The sequence below is a fragment of the Citrobacter sp. EC_71 genome, from assembly GCF_019584005.1.
GTDB lineage: Bacteria > Pseudomonadota > Gammaproteobacteria > Enterobacterales > Enterobacteriaceae > Citrobacter > Citrobacter werkmanii.
The window spans coordinates 112150-127473 of record NZ_VDAY01000007.1; the positions used below are offsets into that span (position 1 = coordinate 112150).

A 15324-nucleotide genomic window follows, 5' to 3' on the forward strand; every position below is an offset into this window, starting at 1 on the left:
CTGTGAATTCGGCAATTGTAACGTTTTTTTGGGCTGGAGCACGTTTTCTCTGGCGGTTACACTGATAAGCAAACCTCTTCGTGTGGATCCGCTTGAGTCTTATGGAACTGAAAGCAACTTCTCTTGGAAAACGTCTGGCACAACACCCTTACGATCGGGCCGTTATTCTCAATGCCGGGATTAAAGTTTCCGGCGATCGTCACGAGTATCTTATTCCCTTCAATCAGTTGCTGGCTATTCATTGCAAACGCGGCCTGGTATGGGGCGAGCTGGAGTTTGTACTCCCGGATGAAAAGGTGGTTCGCCTTCACGGTACAGAGTGGGCGGAAACCCAGCGCTTCCATCATCATTTAAATGCGCTCTGGCAACAGTGGAGCCAGGAAATGAGTGACGTTGCTGCGGGGGTTTTACAGCAGCAGTTGGATGCGATTGCATCCCGGACAAGTGAAAATAAATGGCTGACGCGTAGCCAAACCTCAGGATTGCAACAGCAGATCCTCCGTGCCTTTGCTGCATTGCCGCTACCGGTGAAGCGGCTGGAAGAATTTGAAAATTGCCGGGAGGCGTTACGCCAATGCCAGGCATGGTTGCAGGATATTGAGGCCTGTCGTTTACAGCACAATCAGGCATATACCGATGCGATGCTGGCGGAGCATGCCGAGTTTTTCCAGCACATTGAATCTTCGCCGCTGAACCCTGCCCAGGCGCGCGCGGTAGTGAATGGTGAGCAAGCATTATTGGTGCTTGCAGGGGCGGGAAGCGGCAAAACATCGGTTCTTGTCGCTCGTGCGGGTTGGTTGTTAGCGCGAGGCGAAGCGGCGGCTGAACAAATTCTGTTGCTGGCGTTCGGTCGTAAAGCAGCTCAGGAGATGGATGATCGCATCCGTGAACGTCTGCATACGGACGAGGTCACCGCGCGGACGTTTCATTCACTGGCGCTGCATATCATTTCGCAGGGCAGCAAAAAAGTCCCGACAGTTAGCAAGCTTGAAAATGACGCCGTTGCGCGCAGCAAACTCTTCATTACTACCTGGCGTCAGCAGTGCAGCGAGAAAAAAGCGCAGGCCAAAGGTTGGCGACAGTGGTTAGAAGAAGAGATGCAGTGGTCTGTACCTGAAGGTAACTTCTGGGACGACGAAAAATTACAGCGGCGTTTGGCCTCCCGGCTCGATCGCTGGGTTAGCCTGATGCGTATGCATGGCGGAGCGCAGGCGGAGATGATTGCCAATGCCCCGGAGGAGATCCGCGACCTGTTCAGTAAACGCATAAAGCTCATGGCGCCCCTGCTCAAAGCCTGGAAGAGCGCCCTGAAGGACGAGAATGCCGTCGATTTTTCCGGGTTAATCCATCAGGCCATTGTTATTCTGGAAAAAGGGCGGTTTATTAGTCCCTGGAAGCATATTCTGGTCGATGAATTTCAGGATATTTCTCCTCAGCGTGCCGCCTTGTTGGCCGCGCTACGCAAGCAAAACTCGCAGACTACGCTGTTTTCCGTAGGCGATGACTGGCAGGCCATTTACCGGTTTAGCGGGGCGCAACTATCTCTGACCACCGCGTTCCAGCAAAACTTTGGCGAGGGCGATCGCTGTAATCTGGATACGACTTACCGTTTCAATAGCCGTATTGGCGAGGTCGCAAATCAGTTTATCCAGCAGAATCCTCATCAGCTTACGAAACCGCTCAACAGCCTGATGACAGGGGATAAAAAAGCCGTCACCTTGCTTGATGAAAACCAGTTGGATCTGCTGTTGGATAAACTGTCGGGTTTTGTGAAAACAGAAGAGAGAATTCTGGTCCTGGCGCGATACCATCATCTGAAACCGGCCAATCTGGAGAAAGCGGCTACCCGCTGGCCTAAGCTACAGCTGGATTTTATGACTATCCATGCCAGTAAAGGGCAGCAAGCGGACTACGTTATTGTCGTCGGTCTTCATGAGGGTAATGATGGCTTTCCTGCGCCAGCCCGCGAGTCGATTATGGAAGAGGCGTTGCTCCCGCCGGTTGAAGATTTTCCGGATGCCGAAGAGCGAAGGCTGCTGTATGTGGCACTAACGCGCGCACGTCACCGGGTGTGGTTGCTGTTCAATAAAGAAACACCATCGTGTTTTGTTGATGAGCTTAAGCGACTGGATGTACCCGTAACGAGGAAACCCTGAAACGCAGGCGGTAGTTGCCGCCTGCCTGGGCATTATTTGAGGCGTTCTGCCAGATAACGGGCGTAATCCGGAATTAGTATGTCCGTCGCATCGTTGAAGTTTGGCGACTGGATAATAAAATCGGCGGTCGACACGTTGGTGGCGACCGGAATGTTCCAGACTGTGGCCAGGCGCAGCAGGGCTTTGACATCAGGATCGTGGGGAACGGCGTTGAGCGGATCCCAGAAGAAGATCAGCACATCTATTTTCCCTTCTGAAATCAGCGCACCCACCTGCTGGTCGCCCCCCATTGGACCGCTCAGCATCGCGTTGACGTCCATTCCTGTCGCGCGTTGAATTAAGTTGCCTGTTGTTCCCGTGGCATACAGAACGTGTTTTTCCAGCAACGGCTGGTGGCGTTCCACCCAGCTCATCAACATCTTTTTACAGTGATCGTGTGCCACCAGCGCAATATGCTTACGCGCTGGCAATGCGCGAGTCGTTAATTCCATAGTACAGCTCCCAAGTTAACCTTGTTACAGAGTACTGGAAGCACTTGACGCTGCAAGAGAAAGACAAAAAAAATGCGTATGGGAACATAAATGTCATGAAGAAGGCTGTTTCTGGGCCCACTGCAGAAAGTTACTTCGCGTTTGGGCGTCGGCCTGCTCAAACCAAAATTTTAATCGTTGCTCGGTCAGCGTTTGCGACTGAGGCGGCACCCGATCCAGTTCAGACACCCCAGAAAGCAGCGAGCTGTCGTCGGCCATCATGGTGGCGAATTGTGGCAATGACGCATGTTTAGCCGCTTTGTTATAGCGCTCAGTTTCCATTTCATAATCCACGGTTTTCGCCGTCGAGGTGATTGACAGAATATCCAGCTTAACGGGGATAGGCATGGCGTCCCCATCCAGCAGTTCCACACGAGGTGCATCATCGAAATGTGAGGCATCCCGCTCATTGTTGAGACGAGGAAGATGAAAATTAACCTGGCTGACGAGCTGAGTATCAAAGCTGATAACCAACGGAGGGGAAATATACAGACGTTCTTCGTGGCTGGACAAGCGAAGGGTTTTTTCTACGCGAAATACAAGCTGGTGCCGACCATTTTCCAGCTCAATACTGTCGGCACCACGCAGTAATGAGCTGGAGACTTTTTTTCCGTCCAGCACCAGAAGGTCAATTTCACTCGACAGACGTAAAGAGGTAGCAAAAACGGTTACCGGCAAACACAGAGCAATCAAGGCTGTCACAATGCCGGCTTTCATAGGTCTCTCCTGTCCAGAAAATATCTGCATCAGATGTATCTAAATTTTTCGATGATCATGTTTACTAACATATAGACATATTTTTGAGTTTAGCTCTCATGCGCCAGTATGGGATGAATGGTTGCAAGGCCAGGTTTGTCGTACACTTTGTTAAACAGCCTGGAGGAAGACGATGAAAGAGACCGATATTGCTGGCATTTTGACATCTACCCGTACGATTGCACTGGTTGGTGCAAGCGATAAACCCGATCGTCCAAGCTATCGGGTAATGAAGTATTTACTCGATCAGGGCTATCACGTTATTCCCGTTTCGCCAAAAGTTGCCGGGAAAACGCTGTTGGGGCAACAGGGGTACGCGACGCTGGCGGATGTGCCGGAGAAAGTGGATATGGTGGATGTCTTCCGCAATTCAGAAGCGGCGTGGGGCGTTGCTCAGGAGGCTATCGCCATCGGTGCGAAGACCTTATGGATGCAGCTTGGTGTGATTAACGAGCAGGCAGCAGTACTGGCGCGTGACGCGGGGCTGGCGGTGGTCATGGATCGCTGCCCAGCGATTGAGATCCCGCGCCTGGGACTGGCGAAGTAAGGTTGTGTTGTTGCCTTAAGGCACGTCGATAATCCGGCCCGCGTTGCTGGCCGGATTAGCAGCATAAACCCGATAAGCGAATTGCCATCGGGCTTGTGTTCGCATCAATTACGCAGACGCGGAGCCTGAAGCTGTTTACGGATTGTTCGCGCCAGTTCATCCATCGACGGTTGCTCCGGATGTTCTTCCTGTAGCTCGCCACTCAGCTGTGCTTCGGCCAGATACGTATGCACCGGCAGACCATTATCGTCTTCCATCACCACGTGATACCAGGGAGCGGCGCGAAGTTCGTCGTTAACCGCCAGCTCGTCGGCTGACGGTTCATCAAGCGAATATTCCGGGTCGATATCCACGACCACTCCGAGGTAACCTAACAGGGAATGGCGGACCTGCTGGCCGATACCGAATTTGCTGGCAATCATAGTCACCTCCCGGGAAATAGATACCCTCTATGTAAGGGTAATATTCCACTTTTCAAGTTACATGATGCGACAGGCAAACCCTTTCAGATACAGCCCTTCCGGGTAGGTAGCGATCACCGGGTGATCGGCGGCCTGACGGAACTGCTCTATAAATTGTACATCACGACCAGCATCTATTGCGGCATCAGCGATGATTTTCTGAAATAAATCGGTGGTCATCAGTCCGGAGCAGGAGAAGGTCAGCAATACGCCGCCGGGGTTGAGCAACTGAATAGCCAGCATATTGATGTCCTTATAGCCGCGGCAGGCCCCCATCAACTGGCTTTTGTTTTCGACGAACTTCGGTGGATCCATCACAATGACATCAAATTTCTCACCGCGATCGCGGTAAGCGCGCAGCAGTTTGAATACGTCATCACGCACAAATTCAGCTTTGCTCAGATCCAGCTTGTTCAGTTCCACGTTCTGGCGGGCAATATCGAGCGCTTCCTGAGAAGTATCGACGCTGACCACCTGGCGGCATCCGCCCATTAATGCTGAGACCGCAAAGCCGCCGGTATAAGAGAAACAGTTCAGAACCCGTTGATTTTCTACATAACGACGCGTGGCCAGACGGCTGTCGCGTTGATCGAGGTAATAACCGGTTTTGTGACCGTGCTGAATATCAACCAGCAGCTTCATCCCGTGCTCTTCGATAGGCAGCAGGGCTGGCGGCACTTCGCCCGTTACCGGCCCTTGGGTCAGCTCCATTCCTTCTTTTTTACGCACGGCCACGTCGCTGCGGTCATAAATAGCGCAGTCCGGGAACACAATTTGCAGGGCGCTAATCAGCGCGGCGCGTTGATATTCAGCACCAGCGCTGAGCAGTTGCAATACCAGAAAGTTGCCGAAGCGGTCAATGGTGATGCCCGGCAGACCATCGGATTCTCCTGCGATCAGACGATAGCTGTCCAGCCCATCTTTTTTCGCCAGCCAGTCGCGCCATGTTTGCGCCTGTTGCAGACGACGGGTGAAGAAATCAATATCGATGGATTCTGACTTGTCGAATGTCCAGACGCGGGCACGGATCTGCGACGCAGGCGAGTACGCGCCGCGTGCTAACCATTTACCCTGATGGTCAACAATATCGATGGTTTCACCGAGGTTGGCTTTGCCTTCCATACGTGCGACAGCACCGGAAAATACCCACGGATGGCGGCGTAGTAATGATTTATCGCGCCCTTTGGCTAACACTAAACGTACACTCATAATTTACTATTCTGTCAATTCAAAGAAATGGGCGCCATTGTCCTGAGTTTTACGTGTATTTGCAACGCGCGCCGTGATGATAAGGAGAACCGCAATGTCACAAGTCTGCATAATCGCCTGGGTCTATGGTCGGGTTCAGGGGGTAGGATTTCGCTACACCACTCAGCATGAAGCGCAACGTCTGGGATTGACCGGATACGCTAAAAATATGGATGATGGCAGCGTAGAGGTTGTCGCCTGCGGTGAAAGCGAGCGGGTGGAACAGCTAATGAAGTGGTTAAAAGCCGGAGGGCCGAGCAGCGCCAGGGTAGAACGGGTTCTCAGTGAACCACACCGCCCTGGCGACGAGCTAAAGGGATTTAGTATCCGCTATTAAATACATTTGACCGGTTTCGGCAGGCCGGCAATTTTAGTCGCCTGCTTGGCCGGACCTTTTGGGAACAGACGGTAAAGATAACGGCTGTTGCCTTTCTCTTCGCCAAACTTGTTGGCCATCGCTTTTACCAGCATGCGGATAGCGGGGGAAGTATTAAACTCCAGATAAAACTCGCGTACGAAACGCACCACTTCCCAGTGTTCGGGGGAGAGGTCGATACCTTCGTTTTCGGCGATTTTCTCCGCCAGCGGCTCGTTCCACAGCGTGGTATCTTTCAGATAGCCTTCGCTATCGGTACTGATTTCTTTACCTTCAAAGATCAACATAATTCGTCACAGCGTTAGTCAAACTGGCGGCAGTTTACCAAAAAAGAAAGCCCCGCATAAGCGGGGCTGGATAATGCGTGTGGACATCTTAATCGCGGCTGGCGAAGCCCAGAATGCTCAGCAGGCTGACGAAGATGTTGTACAACGAAACGTACAGGCTAACAGTGGCGCGGATGTAGTTGGTTTCACCGCCACGGATGATATTGCTGGTTTCAAACAGGATTGCGCCTGAAGAAATCAGAATAAACACCGCGCTGATCGCCAGATGCAGTGCCGGCAGTTGCAGGAAGATATTCGCAACCATACCGATAAGCACAACCACGATACCTGCCATCAGCATACCGCCGAGGAAGGACATATCTTTACGCGTGGTCAGCACATACGCAGAGCAGCTGAAGAAGACCAGTGCTGTACCGCCCAGCGCCATGCCGATAACATCACCCATGCCCGCAGACAGGTAGGTATTCAGAATTGGCCCCAGAATGTAGCCCAGGAAACCGGTAAAGGCGAACGCTGACAAAATGCCAACCGGTTTATCCGCCGTTTTATAGGTCAGGAACATCAGACCATACATACCCACCAGCGTCAGGATAAGTCCCGGTGAAGGCAGCATCAGCACAGTACTCGCCGTTGCGGTGATCGCCGAAAACGCCAGCGTCAGGCTGAGCAGGAAATAGGTGTTGCGCAGCACCTTATGTGTGCTGAGTAGCGATGTACGATCGCGTGAAGAACTAATAATACGATCCATGAGTCACTCTCTTATGACAGATGTAATTAATGATGAAGGATAATGAAATCAAGGGGAATGACACAGCGGTTTTACCCATCTTTACGCATTTTAAGCCGCCAGGCTTAAGCATATTATTTCAGCAAAAGCTCCCGAATCAGATGTTAGCACTGTATGTGCAAAAATGCCTGTCAGATATCAGCCAGGTAACTGAAAAATATTGCCTTATTCCCGTTTCTCTCTGACAGTGACAGTGGTGCCATCATAAACAGAGCAATAAGGTAAAGGGAATGACTCAAGATAAATCGAAGGTATTTACATTTGCGTTGCTGGCTGCCTGTTTGATGTCGGTAAACGGCGCTACGAGGGCGGCAAATGTTCCGGCAGGAACAGTACTTGCAGAAAAACAGGAGCTGGTGAGAAACAACGGTAGCGAGCCAGCGTCGTTGGATCCGCATAAAGTCGAAAGCAACGTGGAGTTTAATTTAATCAGCGATATGTTCGACGGACTGGTGGCAGTTAAGCCGGATGGGTCTATTGAACCCCGTCTTGCCGCATCCTGGGAGAATAAAGGTAATACCGTCTGGGCCTTTCATTTACGTCCAGGCATAACCTGGTCAGATGGATCGGCTATCACCGCACAGGATGTCGTCTGGAGCTGGCAGCGGCTGGTCTCACCGCAAACGGCTTCACCATATGCCTCGTATCTGGGCAATATGCACGTGGTGAACGCGGTCGATATTGCTCAGGGTAACAAAGATCCCGCCACGCTGGGGGTCAAGGCCCTGGATGATGCCACGCTGGAAATTACCTTAACGCAACCGACGGCGGCATTTCTGGCGATGCTGGCGCACCCGTCGTTGGTCCCGCTCGATAAAGTGCTGATTGGCCGTTTTGGCGATAAGTGGACCCGCCCGGAGCACTTTGTCAGCAGCGGGGCGTACAAATTATCGCAGTGGGTGGTCAATGAGCGCATCGTTGCCGAGCGTAACCCGCATTACTGGGACGATCGGCACACGGTCATTAATAAAGTCATTTACCTGCCCATTAGTTCAGAGTCTGCTGACGTGAACCGCTATAAGGCGGGGGAAATTGACATTGTGTATAGCGTACCGGTCAATCAGTTTGCGCAGTTGAAAAAGACCATGGGCGATGAACTCCATGTCTCGCCTCAGCTTTCAACATATTACTATCAGTTCAATACGACCAGAGCGCCCTTTAATGACCCGCGCGTGCGTCGGGCGCTGAATATGGCGTTGGATAAAGACATCATTGCGCAAAAGGTGATGGGGCAGGGGCAACGTGCGGCGTGGGTTATCAGCCAGCCTGAAATAGGTGGGGTACAACTGCATGCGCCAGAGTATGCGTCGTGGCCACTCGACAAACGTATTGCTGAAGCCAAAAAACTGCTCACGGAGGCCGGATATGGTCCGGAACATCCACTGAGCTTAAATCTGCTCTACAACACCTTCGAAACGCATCAGCGTATTGCGATTGCCGCATCGTCGATGTGGAAGAAAAATCTTGGTGTTGAGGCGAAGCTGCAAAATCAGGAATGGAAAACCATGCTGGATACCATGCACACCGGTAATTTTGACGTTGTGCGCTATGCGTGGATAGCCGACTATGACGATGCCTCAAGTTTCCTCAATATTTTCCGCACCGGCGACAGTGAGAATACCACCGGGTACAGTAACCCTGCCTTTGATGAAGCGATGCATAAGGCAGCGAAAGCAAGTTCACTGGAAGAGCGAGGTAAAGACTACCAGCAGGCTGAAGATCTGTTAGGTGAGGATGTACCTGCTATTCCGATTTATCACTATGTTCGCACTCATCTGGTGAAGCCGTGGGTAGGAGGATTTGCGCCGGATAACCGCGGAAATTACTACACCAAAGATATGTACATCAAAAAACATTAAGCGTGGCAGCCGCTATTTGTGCTGAATAAATGGCCAATTTGTTTTTATTTCAGTCGATTAACACTATTTTGGCTGTTTTTCAGGCAAACGAACACATTGGTACTTTACAGGTCCGTTCGGGATGTTTATAGTGCGCCTCATTGGAAGCGTGGCCGAGCGGTTGAAGGCACCGGTCTTGAAAACCGGCGACCCGAAAGGGTTCTAGAGTTCGAATCTCTACGCTTCCGCCAAACATGAAAAGGGGTTACCGAAAGGTAACCCCTTTTTGCTTATAGGGAAAATTCGAAACCTGTCACTGTAAGAGTTGGTGGTGTTACGTTGCCTAAAATTGGTAAGTGAAGGCATAATCGAGCAACCATCATACTCCCCACTTCAACCCGGGCGGGCTATAGGTAACTTCTTTTTCGCTGGATATAATTGGTTCTGACTCTTCAAAAATAAAGCCCTCAACATTAAGTGTGAGGGCTGTTAATAATTAATTGTTAAATTTACCTAAATAGATTATAGCCGCGTTGTTCTCGATGAATAATGAATAATATTCATTAGATGATACGGGTTGAATTCCTTTATTAATCATGTTAGCAAGTTGGTTTTTGCTTTCATCCACATCAGTATAACCATGCCTGGTTTGAGGTAATCCTTTATTAACTAATTGAAAGGATGCTAAGAATTGGGTGGCCGGATAAACGAAATAGCCTATAAGTGGTTTATTATCTATTAATAATTTTGCTCTTTCATTTTTATTCAATTGACCTACAGTACCAATGGATGTGATGTCTTTATGAGTGGCAATGTCCTGCGCAATCATGCTAAAAACAAAATCTTCATATTGTTGTTGTGACTTCATAGCGTTGCTTAGTTGAGCACTAAAAGCAAGCGAGGCAATGACTGGAATCAGTGCCGCGTATTTAAAACGAGGAGCGAAACGCATAACCGGTATAGCAATTATAACCAGTATAACTGAAAACGAGACTAAAGTACGGGGAAGGACTGGTGCGTCCTGAAGTAATAATGTTGGCCCCATAAGTGAAATAATGAATATTAAAAAGGAGATGGCTCCATACAAAATAAATGATGCTATTTGCTTTATATTAGTACGGTAAGCAATGAGCATAAACACGCAATTTATTAGTATTGGGATTGCGAAGTAAATATAAACTGGGTGGTATAGATAAGAAAGAACCATTTTTTTTAGGGCAATTAATGTTTTGGCCAGATGCTCTAACCCCCCTTGATCTAAATGTATCAATTCTGCTCGAGAGTTATTTTTTGGCGAGAAGAAAAGCATGTAGATAAGAAAAAACGATACGAATAAAATCGTTCTTTTGAATAAGAAAGTTATTGACTCCTGAAATTTTATATTATTTTTTGTTGCGATGATGATCATATCAATTGCAAGCAAGCCAATAAAAATATTGGCACATGGTTGATATAAGGTTAAAGATAATACGCCAACGATTAATTTTGTCGCAATTTCTATCGTCAGATTTTTATTTTTATAGGTATATGCAATCACCGCAAGGAAAAAGGCTATCGACATGCCGAGACTATCATACCTGTACGCAATATTCTGCAAAATGAATGGATTGAATATTAAAAGTGCTGCCACCATATTTGCGTTCGGAATGTCTGATCTAATCAGGTGCTTACTGAGCGCAAGCGCAGATGCGCCTAAGAAAATACATGATGCGAGCATTGTATAAGGAAATAGGTCCAGGTTATAGTGTCCGCTGGCAGAAAAAAATCTTGCTAAAATATCTGCAAAAGGGCGACCCAGACCACGCCAGCCGTAAACTCCTGTTATGGATCTGTCTAAATCATCCCTGTAATATATGCCCGCCTGGATTAAGGGATAAATAAACAACAGGGCTAATCCTGAGTAAATAAACAATGCTTTTTTATCGTATCTAGAGAACATGTTAAATCCCATCTTGTTTTTTAACTATATAGCGCGGTCGTTGTTTGGTTTCGATGTAGATTCTACCTATGTACTCACCAAGCACACCGATACCAATTAACTGAATCCCACCAAGGAAAAGGATTGAGACAATGATAGATGGATATCCCGCAACCGGATTTCCCCAAAAAATCTTGTCTATAATCATCCATGCACCGAACAAGAAGGATACAGCGGCTACAAAAAAACCAATGTAGGTCCATATTCGCAATGGGAACGTTGAAAAACTGGTAATACCCTCCAGAGCAAGATTCCACAATTTCCAGCCATTAAATTTTGATTTACCCGCAATGCGTCCTGCTCGTGTGTACTCAACAACATCAGTACTACCACCTACCCAGCTAAGCACACCTTTCATAAAGAGATTACGTTCCGGCATGAGTTTGATGTTATCAACTACATCGCGGGACATAAGTCTAAAGTCACCAACGTTTTCTTCGATCTTCGGATCGCTTATTTTATTGTGTAATTTATAGAACCATTCAGCGGTTTTGCGCTTCAGTTTTCCATCCGTTGAGCGGTCTGCACGCTTTGCCAGCACAATATCTGCACCCGCAAGCCACTTTTCGACCATCAATGGAATTATGTCGATTGGATCCTGTAGGTCAACATCGATAGGAATAACTGCCTCACCAGAGGAACGCTCAAGGCCTGCAAAAATTGCTGGTTCTTTTCCAAAATTGCGTGTAAATGAAATGGGGACGACGAGCTTATCAGATACGGCGAGAGCATTAATGATTGATTCTGTAGCGTCTTTGCTACCGTCGTTGATAAACACAATTTCGACATCATATTTTTTTAGTTCTTCATGCCTACGCACCGTGTTGTAGAAAATAGGTATTGTATCTTCTTCATTGAACACCGGAACAATCAGAGAAATTTTCATTTCGGATCCCTAAAAACAATGAACCTTGAGTATAAGAAGCCACATACCAAGCTGATAGAGGAGAACTCTATCAACGTTATGAGAGGGGAAATGTTGTAGTGATCGGATACCTGACCAGAGATAAAGCTCAGTAGCCCCATAAATCCAACAAATAGCACATACCCCCGGCTGGTGGCTTTTGCACTAAATGTAAATTTTGCGTTGGCAAAAAATGAAAATGTCACAGCTATCAAAAACGCCACCACGTTGCTCACGGCCTGGTCATTTTTCATGATGTAGACCATGATGCCGAACACCGTCCAATGTAATGCCGTGTTTACAATCCCTACGGAAATGTAGCGTGAAAGTAGCTTTATCATAATTAAGAAAGGTCTAATAGAAAGTGTGCGAGTTTAACATTGATGCAAAACGAGATCGACACCTCGACTTTGACCTTTCGCAGAGGCTTGTTTTGCGATACCTCCGAGCGACTGTGCCGGGGGCGCGGTTTTCCGCTGAGCCACAAGACTGCAACACTAACTCTCAGAAATGAGAGGCCGATCCTCTGAGCAGGACTTTTGTCCTCAATCCCCTGCAAACGTCTGGTTACAATCCCTGCATATCTTCAATACCCATAATTCAGGAATTGTTATGACTGCACATATTAATGCTAAACCGGGTGATTTTGCGCCAACTGTAATTATGCCGGGCGATCCTCTACGCGCGAAGTTTATTGCCGAAAACTATTTAATGGATTACCGCGAAGTTACCAATGTGCGCAATATGTTGGGCTATACCGGTCTTTATTTTGGACAACCTGTTTCGGTAATGGGACACGGCATGGGCATTCCTTCAATGACGCTTTATGCCCATGAGCTGGTACATGATTTTGGCGTGCAGAGAATTATTCGCGTCGGTAGCCTGGGGGCAACCCAACACCATGTCAAAATGCGCGATATTATCCTTGCCGTCGCTGCCGGAACGGATTCCGTTACTAATTTAAAACGTAGCGCGGGCTACGCAATGGCGACGTCTGCGCATTTTCCATTATTACAGCAGGCGTGGACGTTGGCACAAAAGGCCGGAATCGATATTAAGGTCGGTAACGTCTTCAGTGGCGACCTTTATTACGACCCTGACGAAAATTTAATTCCGGCACTGGAAAAATTCGGTGTGCTGGGGGTGGATATGGAAGTAGCTGGACTGTATGCACTAGCGCATCAGTTTAGTATTGAAGCACTGGCTATTTTAACCGTATCCGATCATTGCCTGACAGGAGAAGAAACGACGGCAGAGGAACGACAGTTAACCTTTAAAAATATGATAGAGCTGGCGCTAAATACGGCCGTTACGGCTTAGCCCCGTCTTTTAATTGAACCAATCAGAGATGGCATTATATGAAGAATAAAATAGCACTTACGCTGATTAGTTTTCTGGCAAATTTTATTATGGCAGGGTTTGCCAGCCAATTCGGCATGCTGATTGAACCGATTGCAGTACGCTACAGTGCCGATGTAAATACTGTCGCCTCAATATTTTCGTTACTCAATGGCGGAGCACTGGCTGGGACCATCGCCGCCTTTTTCCTGATAGAAAAAATCGGTGTGAAGCGTATGACGCTGATTATCTATTCGATAGTGTTCCTCTGCGCGCTGGCAATGCACTTAAGCCCCGGCTTATGGCCGGTGATGGTCGCCATGACCTTAGTGGGATTCTGCGGCGGTATTGGTCTGTGCGTGGCGGGAACAATCGTGGTTTCGGTTTGGCAGGATCGCATACAGAGCACGATGCTGGTGGTGCAAGATGCCACCTTTAACGTTGCGGGCGTGGTTTTTCCGCTGATCACTACCTTTGCCCTGACGCATAATATGTCGTGGAGTTATAGCTACCTTAGCGTTGGCATAGTGGCCTTACTCACGCTGGGAGTTGTGATACTAACCCGCTTCAATGCCTGTGAAACGGCTCCTGCGGCGGATCGCACAGATGCAGTGAAATCAGAGTGGAATCCTGGGATTATCAGCGGCGGTATAGGTCTGTTTTTAGGTATGCTGGCGCTGTATACCTTCCTCACCTGGGCACCGTTATTTGTGAAGAACAAGTTTGGTATCCCATTTGAAGAGGCCGGGAATATTATTACCCAATACTGGGGGGCTGCGCTGGTCGGGGCGTTAGTATCTACCGTGATTGTTTCCCGGGTGAAGATCCATTATTTCCTGCTCAGTATTATTCTTCTGGCGTGTGTGATTACTACCATTATCGTTACGAAAGAACAGATCTCTGGGCTTGATTATCTCGCTTACAGTTATGGGTTTGTCTGTGCGGCGTTGTATAACTCCTTTATTGCTTATGGCGTTTCGTTTGTTAAGCGTGCGAGTAGTCAGAACGTTTCTTATATTTTAATTAGTGGTAGCGCCGGGGCTATGTTTAGTCCTGCGATCAGTGCTCTGATGGAAAAAACGATGGGATTGCAGAAAATAATGTATGCAATACCGGTGTTGTATTTAATTATCTTCGTCATGCTGATGGGGACACTCAAACTCAAACGTAAATAAATACAGTAATAACGCTTACCTCCTTAATTAGATAGCCAGCCGCCACACCCTTTATCGGGTGGGGCGACACACAACCTTACTCAAAGGAATTGAAAATGCTGAAGAAAAAAATATCAATGCTTAAAAAAACAGTTCTGGGCACTGTAATTGCTATCAGCTGTACGCAAGCACTTGCGGCTGATTATACTGATGGCAATATTCGTAAGAATGATTTTAACTGGATGCAATTGAATTTAATGCAAAGCGTGGATGCGAAAGTACCGTATGGTATTCGTAATGACACCTATCTGGAACTGGAGTTCGGTGCACGTTCCGGAATTATCGATTTGTATGGTTATGTCGATTTCTTCGATATTTTAGACAGCAAGCAGGACGATCGTCACGGTGGTGATAACTTCTTCGCCAAGATATCTCCGCGGTTTTCCCTGGATGCTATTTTCAATAAAGATTTATCCGTTGGCCCATTTAACGAATTTTATATCGCGACGGTGAATAACATCGGCGATCGGGAATTGTTTGAACATTATGTCGGTTTAGGTACGGATGTTAAGGTCCCATGGTTTGGTATGGTGGGAATGAACATCTATGCCCACTATGTTCGTGAAAACTATGGCGCGGATAACGAAGGTAAGTGGGATGGCTACATGTTCTCGACCAACTGGTCGACGCCGTTCTATACCTTCGCTAACGGCAGCTATCTCAACTATCAGGGATACTTTGACTATCAGTTTGCCGCTAACAAGATTGCTAACCAGCCGCTGTATAGCAATAACGCGATTGAATGGTATAACGGAATTTACTGGCATTCAGAACACTATGCGGTAGGTTATGGATTGAAGTATTTCCGCAATATGGCATTGATGGAAAATCACGGTGGAGCAGGGCGCACCACCGGTCTTGGTCACTACTTCAACCTCACCTATAAGTTCTGATAGCGACCCGA

16 protein-coding genes and 1 tRNA gene are annotated in these 15324 nt (G+C 48.1%); 8 read left to right on the top strand and 9 right to left on the bottom strand.

What is annotated here, in order from left to right; translation table 11 throughout:
• Positions 1 to 101: 101 nt before the first annotated feature.
• A complete protein-coding gene (gene helD / locus FHD02_RS09605) occupies positions 102 to 2156 on the top strand; it encodes a DNA helicase IV (protein ID WP_220393830.1) in 2055 nt (684 codons plus the stop codon).
• Positions 2157 to 2188: 32 nt separating this feature from the next.
• On the opposite strand, the gene mgsA is transcribed toward helD, so the two are convergent.
• Together mgsA and FHD02_RS09615 are read right to left on the bottom strand one after the other, a co-directional pair.
• Positions 2189 to 2647: a methylglyoxal synthase gene (gene mgsA, locus FHD02_RS09610; RefSeq protein WP_137361073.1), complete on the bottom strand. Its 459-nt coding sequence runs from the start codon at positions 2645 to 2647 to the stop codon at positions 2189 to 2191.
• A 93-nt stretch (positions 2648 to 2740) separates the two neighbouring features.
• Entirely contained in the window at positions 2741 to 3403 is a 663-nt protein-coding gene (locus FHD02_RS09615; RefSeq protein ID WP_137361072.1) for a DUF2057 family protein, read from the bottom strand.
• Positions 3404 to 3575: 172 nt separating this feature from the next.
• On the opposite strand from FHD02_RS09615, the gene FHD02_RS09620 reads away from it, so the two are divergent.
• Positions 3576 to 3989 (top strand): CoA-binding protein, encoded by a 414-nt coding sequence (locus tag FHD02_RS09620; RefSeq protein ID WP_006685217.1) that lies wholly within the window; start codon positions 3576 to 3578, stop codon positions 3987 to 3989.
• 104 nt (positions 3990 to 4093) lie between these two features.
• Here the strand turns inward: FHD02_RS09620 and hspQ are convergent, their stop codons facing one another.
• Both hspQ and rlmI read right to left on the bottom strand, forming a co-directional pair.
• Complete coding sequence (gene hspQ / locus FHD02_RS09625; RefSeq protein WP_038639447.1) at positions 4094 to 4411, bottom strand: heat shock protein HspQ; 318 nt, start codon at positions 4409 to 4411, stop codon at positions 4094 to 4096.
• A 57-nt stretch (positions 4412 to 4468) separates the two neighbouring features.
• Positions 4469 to 5659 carry a 23S rRNA (cytosine(1962)-C(5))-methyltransferase RlmI gene (gene rlmI, locus FHD02_RS09630; protein ID WP_137361071.1) on the bottom strand — a complete coding sequence of 397 codons (1191 nt, stop codon included), beginning with the start codon at positions 5657 to 5659 and terminating at the stop codon, positions 4469 to 4471.
• Between the two features lie 94 nt (positions 5660 to 5753).
• On the opposite strand from rlmI, the gene yccX reads away from it, so the two are divergent.
• Complete coding sequence (yccX, locus tag FHD02_RS09635) at positions 5754 to 6035, top strand: acylphosphatase (RefSeq protein WP_042314167.1); 282 nt, start codon at positions 5754 to 5756, stop codon at positions 6033 to 6035.
• Here yccX and tusE read toward each other — a convergent pair.
• Positions 6032 to 6361, bottom strand: a complete 330-nt coding sequence (tusE, locus tag FHD02_RS09640) for a sulfurtransferase TusE (protein ID WP_137361070.1) — start codon at positions 6359 to 6361, stop codon at positions 6032 to 6034. The genes yccX and tusE overlap by 4 nt on opposite strands.
• Positions 6362 to 6449: 88 nt before the next feature.
• Entirely contained in the window at positions 6450 to 7109 is a 660-nt protein-coding gene (gene yccA / locus FHD02_RS09645; protein WP_003035917.1) for an FtsH protease modulator YccA, read from the bottom strand.
• Positions 7110 to 7378: 269 nt separating this feature from the next.
• Between yccA and FHD02_RS09650 the strand changes: the two genes are divergently transcribed.
• On the top strand, positions 7379 to 9007 hold the full coding sequence (locus FHD02_RS09650; RefSeq protein WP_137370498.1) for an ABC transporter substrate-binding protein: 1629 nt from the start codon (positions 7379 to 7381) through the stop codon (positions 9005 to 9007).
• Between the two features lie 142 nt (positions 9008 to 9149).
• Positions 9150 to 9237: transfer RNA gene (locus FHD02_RS09655), tRNA-Ser, on the top strand.
• A 245-nt stretch (positions 9238 to 9482) separates the two neighbouring features.
• On the opposite strand, the gene FHD02_RS09660 is transcribed toward FHD02_RS09655, so the two are convergent.
• Genes FHD02_RS09660 through FHD02_RS09670 form a run of 3 tightly spaced genes read right to left on the bottom strand, consistent with a single transcriptional unit; the run spans position 9483 to position 12209 of the window.
• Positions 9483 to 10925 (bottom strand): glucosyltransferase domain-containing protein, encoded by a 1443-nt coding sequence (locus FHD02_RS09660; RefSeq protein WP_137361068.1) that lies wholly within the window; start codon positions 10923 to 10925, stop codon positions 9483 to 9485.
• Between the two features lies 1 nt (position 10926).
• On the bottom strand, positions 10927 to 11850 hold the full coding sequence (locus tag FHD02_RS09665; protein WP_079224767.1) for a glycosyltransferase family 2 protein: 924 nt from the start codon (positions 11848 to 11850) through the stop codon (positions 10927 to 10929).
• Positions 11847 to 12209: a GtrA family protein gene (locus FHD02_RS09670; protein ID WP_137370499.1), complete on the bottom strand. Its 363-nt coding sequence runs from the start codon at positions 12207 to 12209 to the stop codon at positions 11847 to 11849. The genes FHD02_RS09665 and FHD02_RS09670 overlap by 4 nt, the downstream gene beginning before the upstream one ends.
• A gap of 271 nt (positions 12210 to 12480) precedes the next feature.
• On the opposite strand from FHD02_RS09670, the gene deoD reads away from it, so the two are divergent.
• The 3 genes from deoD to FHD02_RS09685 all read left to right on the top strand — a co-directional run bounded on the left by deoD (position 12481) and on the right by FHD02_RS09685 (position 15313).
• On the top strand, positions 12481 to 13188 hold the full coding sequence (gene deoD, locus FHD02_RS09675) for a purine-nucleoside phosphorylase (RefSeq protein ID WP_079224765.1): 708 nt from the start codon (positions 12481 to 12483) through the stop codon (positions 13186 to 13188).
• 38 nt (positions 13189 to 13226) lie between these two features.
• A complete protein-coding gene (gene tsgA / locus FHD02_RS09680) occupies positions 13227 to 14381 on the top strand; it encodes an MFS transporter TsgA (protein ID WP_042314140.1) in 1155 nt (384 codons plus the stop codon).
• A 95-nt stretch (positions 14382 to 14476) separates the two neighbouring features.
• A complete protein-coding gene (locus FHD02_RS09685; protein ID WP_042314138.1) occupies positions 14477 to 15313 on the top strand; it encodes an outer membrane protein OmpK in 837 nt (278 codons plus the stop codon).
• Positions 15314 to 15324: the final 11 nt, after the last annotated feature.

What these genes read in the sequence shown, in the direction of transcription:
- helD (WP_220393830.1), top strand. Translation starts at nt 102, where the DNA reads ATGGAACTGAAAGCAACTTCTCTTGGAAAACGTCTGGCACAACACCCT.
- mgsA (WP_137361073.1), bottom strand. Translation starts at nt 2,647, where the DNA reads ATGGAATTAACGACTCGCGCATTGCCAGCGCGTAAGCATATTGCGCTG.
- FHD02_RS09615 (WP_137361072.1), bottom strand. Translation starts at nt 3,403, where the DNA reads ATGAAAGCCGGCATTGTGACAGCCTTGATTGCTCTGTGTTTGCCGGTA.
- FHD02_RS09620 (WP_006685217.1), top strand. Translation starts at nt 3,576, where the DNA reads ATGAAAGAGACCGATATTGCTGGCATTTTGACATCTACCCGTACGATT.
- hspQ (WP_038639447.1), bottom strand. Translation starts at nt 4,411, where the DNA reads ATGATTGCCAGCAAATTCGGTATCGGCCAGCAGGTCCGCCATTCCCTG.
- rlmI (WP_137361071.1), bottom strand. Translation starts at nt 5,659, where the DNA reads ATGAGTGTACGTTTAGTGTTAGCCAAAGGGCGCGATAAATCATTACTA.
- yccX (WP_042314167.1), top strand. Translation starts at nt 5,754, where the DNA reads ATGTCACAAGTCTGCATAATCGCCTGGGTCTATGGTCGGGTTCAGGGG.
- tusE (WP_137361070.1), bottom strand. Translation starts at nt 6,361, where the DNA reads ATGTTGATCTTTGAAGGTAAAGAAATCAGTACCGATAGCGAAGGCTAT.
- yccA (WP_003035917.1), bottom strand. Translation starts at nt 7,109, where the DNA reads ATGGATCGTATTATTAGTTCTTCACGCGATCGTACATCGCTACTCAGC.
- FHD02_RS09650 (WP_137370498.1), top strand. Translation starts at nt 7,379, where the DNA reads ATGACTCAAGATAAATCGAAGGTATTTACATTTGCGTTGCTGGCTGCC.
- FHD02_RS09660 (WP_137361068.1), bottom strand. Translation starts at nt 10,925, where the DNA reads ATGTTCTCTAGATACGATAAAAAAGCATTGTTTATTTACTCAGGATTA.
- FHD02_RS09665 (WP_079224767.1), bottom strand. Translation starts at nt 11,850, where the DNA reads ATGAAAATTTCTCTGATTGTTCCGGTGTTCAATGAAGAAGATACAATA.
- FHD02_RS09670 (WP_137370499.1), bottom strand. Translation starts at nt 12,209, where the DNA reads ATGATAAAGCTACTTTCACGCTACATTTCCGTAGGGATTGTAAACACG.
- deoD (WP_079224765.1), top strand. Translation starts at nt 12,481, where the DNA reads ATGACTGCACATATTAATGCTAAACCGGGTGATTTTGCGCCAACTGTA.
- tsgA (WP_042314140.1), top strand. Translation starts at nt 13,227, where the DNA reads ATGAAGAATAAAATAGCACTTACGCTGATTAGTTTTCTGGCAAATTTT.
- FHD02_RS09685 (WP_042314138.1), top strand. Translation starts at nt 14,477, where the DNA reads ATGCTGAAGAAAAAAATATCAATGCTTAAAAAAACAGTTCTGGGCACT.